The following is a 4,677-nucleotide window of genomic DNA, read 5'->3' on the forward strand; positions in this document are numbered from 1 at the left end:
GCAGAAGGTGCAGGTGTCGGCGTTCCCGGATCATTATGCGCAGTGGGAGAAGCTGGCTGCTGACCTGGTCGCCGAGCACTGGAACAACAGCTGAACCTGACAGGTGGCAGAGCGTTGGCCGGGTCCCCGACACGGGGACCCGGCCAACGGCACGTCCGCGACCGGCCCTGACCGGTTGGCTGCGACGGACCGGGGCGGTGGCGCGGTGGGGTGAAACCCGGCTGCGTCGCCAGTGGACGGTGTACTAGCGTGCGGTGCTACGGCGAGGGCGGCTCCTGGGCGTGCTTCCTTCTCACCTTTCTTGGTCGAAATCTAGTGCGCCCGATCTCCGCCCTCGCCGGCTGTCCAGCCCCTTGGAGGTGCCCGGTGCCGGGCTTCATGGCGTTACGCCGAGCGCAGGCTTCCGTCGACCCGGTCGCGGTCGTCCTGGTACGCCGGACCGGGCTGGTCGCGACCGGGCTGCTCAGCACCGGTCGACGGGGGATCAAGCGCGCCGGACGTCGGCCGGCCCTGCCCGGAGACGGGCTGGCCGCGCTGGAGGCCGACGCCCTTGCGCTGGGTTACCTGCTCGGCCCCCGCCTCCGGGCCCGGTTGGCGGGGCAGCCGGCCGACCAACTCGCCGTGACCGGGCACGGTCTGCTCGCCGTCCTGGCGGCCACCGTCGGCGCCGATGTCCCGCACGTACCGCTCTTCCGTGACTTCCCGCGTCGCGTACCGGCCGACACCTACGAGCTGTACGTCCGGCGGGTCTTCACCCTGCTCTGCCAGGAGCCGCAGCAGCCCTGTGTACTCTGCGGTCTGGTCGGCACGGTCTCGCCGGTGTCACCCTGTGCCCACCTGATCTGCGCTGCCTGCTGGGGGACGGAGAAGTACTCCGGATGCCCGCTGTGCCACCGCCGGGTCGACACCAATGGGCCGTTCCTCACCGTGACCGCCCCGGCACGGAACATCACCAGGCGGCCGATGCCCCGGCGGGCTGCCGTACTCGAACTCGCCGACGACGTCGACCGTGCCGTGCACCGGGAACTCGGTCTGTTGCTCGCCCGCCGTACCCCGTTGGCCCCGCAGGACCGGGCGGATCTGCTGGTACTGCTCGACCGGGCAGGCACCGAGTTGCACTGGCTACCGCCGGACGTGCCGGTACGGGAGACCCGGGCACTCGTGCTGGGTGGGCTGGCCGCCGATCCGGCGCTCGCCGCCCGGCTGCCGGACCTGCTCGTCCGATACGTCGACACGGCGACAGACGTGCTGCGACTGCTGTACGTGGTGCACGGCGCCGCCCCCGGCCTGGTCGACCCCCCGGCCCGGCGGCGCTCCCTGCCCCGCCGGCTGCGCCGGACCCTCCTCGCCCGGCTGGACGCCCTGCCGCTGCCGGCGCTGGTGGAGGACCTGCACCGGCACCGCCCGGCCTGGCTGGCGATGGCCGAGAATCTGCATCCCTTCGAGCAGGCCGCCCGGCACCCCCGGGCGGCGGCGGCCTTCGCCGCGCTGCGTCGTACCGCCGTCGACCCGTCGACCCCGCTGGGTCGGCTGCTCGCCGGAGTCGCCGACGCGCATCCGGCGGTGCTGTCCGTCCGGCAGGGCCGGCTGTGTCCGGCGTCCTGGGGCGGTCGGGTCGAGGCGGCCCTGCACACCGGCGCGGTCGACACCGCCGTGGACCTGCTCGCCCGACGCCCCGGGGAACTGCTCCGGCGGACGGTCGCGCTCGCCGCCCGTACCGGCGATCCCCGGCACCTGCTCGCCACGACGGCGGAGGCGGCCCGGTCGGTGTCCCCGGGGGTGCTGCTGGCGGCGCTCGGTGCGGTACGCGCGGCGACCTGGCCGGCCGGCACCCGGTTGTACTTCCCCCGGGGCGGCAGCGCCCGGCTGTGGGCCGAACCCGATCACCGGCCCCGGCTGCCGGCGGCCCTCGGTGGCGCGCTGGACGACCTGCTCGCCGGTGAACTGCGCCGGCGGGCCGGGGAACTGCCCGGGGCCGAGGTGGCCCTGCTGGACGCGGCACTGGCCGACCTGGTCGCGCCGTTCACCGAACGGACCGCGTCGGCGGCCCTGGTCCGGCTGCCCCGGGGCAGCAGCCAGCCGCTGCCGGCCGGGCGGACGGTCCGGCTCTTCCTGCACTGGACCGAACCGGCGGGTACCCGGGTCGACCTGGACCTGTCGGTGGCCATGAGCGACGAGGCGGGGGCGTTCGTCGGCTGGTGCGACTACACCCGGCTGCGGTTCGCGGACAACGCCGCCGTGCACTCCGGCGACCTCACGTCGGCTCCGGCTCCGCTGGGCGCCAGCGAGTTCGTCGATTTGGACGTGTCGGCGCTGCGTCGTCGGGGCATCCGCTACCTGACCATGGTGGTCTTCAGTTACAACGACGTGCCGTTCGACGCCATGGACGACGCGTTCGCCGGGTTCATGGCCGATCCGGGGCGCTCCGGTGCGCCGTTCGAGCCGAAGGCGGTAGAGCAGCGGTTCGATCTGACCGGCCGGGTCCGGGTGGCCACCCCGCTGGTGGTGGACCTGAGGGCCGGCGTGCTGCGCTGGGTCGACGCCGCGCTCGGCGGTACCGGCGGCGAGCACTCGGTTGCCCGCTACTCGCGTACCCTCGGGCGCCTCACCGCCGCCGTGGACGGGTACTTCGCCGCCGGCCGCCGGGTCGGGCTCTGGGAGGTGGCCTGCTGGCACGCCGTGATGCGCGCCGGCACCATCCTGGTCCGGCACGGCGACGGGGCGGTCAGCGGGTACCGGCGGGGTGACGACGAACCGGAGGCGGCGTTCGCCGCGCGGGTGGCCGCGCTCGGTCCGGCTGACCCGGTGCCGGTCGACGGGTTGCCCCGCCCCGGCTTCGCGGCCGTGATCCGTGGCGATGTGCCGGTGGCACCGGGTGCCCAGGTGTACGCCCTGTACCGGGCCGGACTGGACGCCGATCGGGTGGACCTGGTCGGGGCGGCCGACCTGGTCGGCGCGCTCGCCCCGGTGTCCCGGCGGACGGCCTGACCGACGGCGTGCGGCGGCGACTGGCCTGACCGACGGCGTGCGGCGGTTGCCGGCCTGGACGGCGGTCCCCGACGATCCCCGAACAACGTCGAACAGCACTCTGACCAGCCGGGACGGGCGGTGGGTGACCGTCATGCCCGCTCACCGTAGGATCCGCCGACCGTGATGCGGGGTCGCGACGATGTTCGGAACCGTTCGGGACGTGTTCGGGGATCCGGGTTACCGGCGGGTAGGGTCTGGTCGTAGCCTGGACCGGTGACCATGGCACTGGAATACCGGCAGGAGTTCGTGGACGTCGACGGCGCCCGGCTCGGGGTACAGATCTACCCTGAACCGGCCGGCGCCGAGGGCGCGCCGATGGTGGTGATCTGCCCCGCCATGGGGGTACGTGCCCGCTACTACCGCCCGTTCGCCGCCGCCCTGCACGCCGCTGGCCTCGCCGTCGCGGTGGCGGACCTGCGCGGCACCGGCGAGAGCACCCCGCTACCGACCCGCGCCTGCCGGTACGGCTACGCCGAACTCGCCAGCGACGTGGGGGCGGTACTGGCGGCGCTGAAGCCCCGGCTGGACGGCCGACCCCGGCTGCTGCTCGGGCACTCCCTCGGCGGTCACGCCACTCTGCTGCACCTCGCCCTGCACGGGACGGACGCGGTGGACGGGCTCGCCCTGGTGGCCGTCGGCCTGCCCTGCTGGCGCAGTTACACCGGCCTGCGCCGGTACACCGTGCTGCCGTACACCCAGAGCATCAACGCCGTGGCGGGGCTGCTCGGGGTCTGGCCCGGCTGGGGGTTCGGCGGTCGGCAGGCCCGGGGCGTGATCCGGGACTGGGCGTACACCGCCCGGACCGGGCTCTTCCCGCCCGTCGACGGGGTGGACGCCGAGGCCGCCGTGTCGGCGCTGCGGCTCCCGGTGCTCGCGGTCAGCATCGACGACGACCCTTACACGCCGCACCGCACCGTCGACCATCTCTGCGGCAAGCTCACCTCGGCGGCCGTCACCCGTCAGCGGTACACCGCCGCGCAGGCCGGCGCCCCGGTGGACCACTTCACCTGGGTACGCGCGGCGGAGCCGCTGGCCGCCCAGGTGGCCGCCTTCACCACCGGCCTGCCCGTCCGGCCATGACCCGTCGGGTCGCGCCGGCGGAGATCGTGCCCTGGCTGCGGACCCCCACCGGCCGCCCTGGCGTCGCGGTTAGCGCAGCACCCGGCGGGTCTTCATCACGCCCAGCACGAACACGCCGATCAGGGCGATCGCGCCGATGAGTACCAGCCAGCGGGCCGCCTCGAGCAGCAGACCGAGCAGGATGAGCGCGGCAGCGATGACGCCCACCACGATGAGCAGCGTCCGCATGGTCATCCTCCTGTCGTCGACTCCGCCGGCTGCCGGTACCGGCGGGCGCCTGTCTTCCCCGTCCGGGGCCGGATATGCCGGCTGACCGTCGGGTGGCCGGCGGATATGCCGGCTGACCGTCGGGTGGCCCGCAGCGCCGTGCCCGGCAGGGGAGACCGGCGGAACGCGTGGGAGCGGGGGACCGGGTGCCGGATCCGCAGGATCCGACGCCGTCATGCGGGAACGGCGACGGGCCCGCCCCGGTGTGGGGCGGGCCCGAAGCCGGTGGGACTGGGATTACGGGCCGACGAAGAGGGCCTTGGCCCGCCAGTCGACACCGTCCACGGCGGGACCGCTGCG

General features: G+C 74.5%; 3 protein-coding genes. 2 read left to right on the plus strand and 1 reads right to left on the minus strand.

Annotation, left to right across the window (positions count from 1 at the left end; all coding sequences use genetic code 11):
- The first annotated feature begins 378 nt into the window (after positions 1–378).
- Positions 379–2,988, plus strand: a complete 2,610-nt coding sequence (locus tag V6U90_RS32430) for an MXAN_6230/SCO0854 family RING domain-containing protein (RefSeq protein ID WP_334444837.1) — start codon at positions 379–381, stop codon at positions 2,986–2,988.
- Between the two features lie 261 nt (positions 2,989–3,249).
- On the plus strand, positions 3,250–4,110 hold the full coding sequence (locus V6U90_RS32435) for an alpha/beta hydrolase family protein (protein WP_334444841.1): 861 nt from the start codon (positions 3,250–3,252) through the stop codon (positions 4,108–4,110).
- A gap of 69 nt (positions 4,111–4,179) precedes the next feature.
- Here the strand turns inward: V6U90_RS32435 and V6U90_RS32440 are convergent, their stop codons facing one another.
- A complete protein-coding gene (locus V6U90_RS32440) occupies positions 4,180–4,338 on the minus strand; it encodes a hypothetical protein (protein WP_334444839.1) in 159 nt (52 codons plus the stop codon).
- Positions 4,339–4,677: the final 339 nt, after the last annotated feature.

The organism is Micromonospora sp. CPCC 206060 (assembly GCF_036906895.1).
Classification (GTDB): Bacteria; Actinomycetota; Actinomycetes; order Mycobacteriales; family Micromonosporaceae; genus Micromonospora.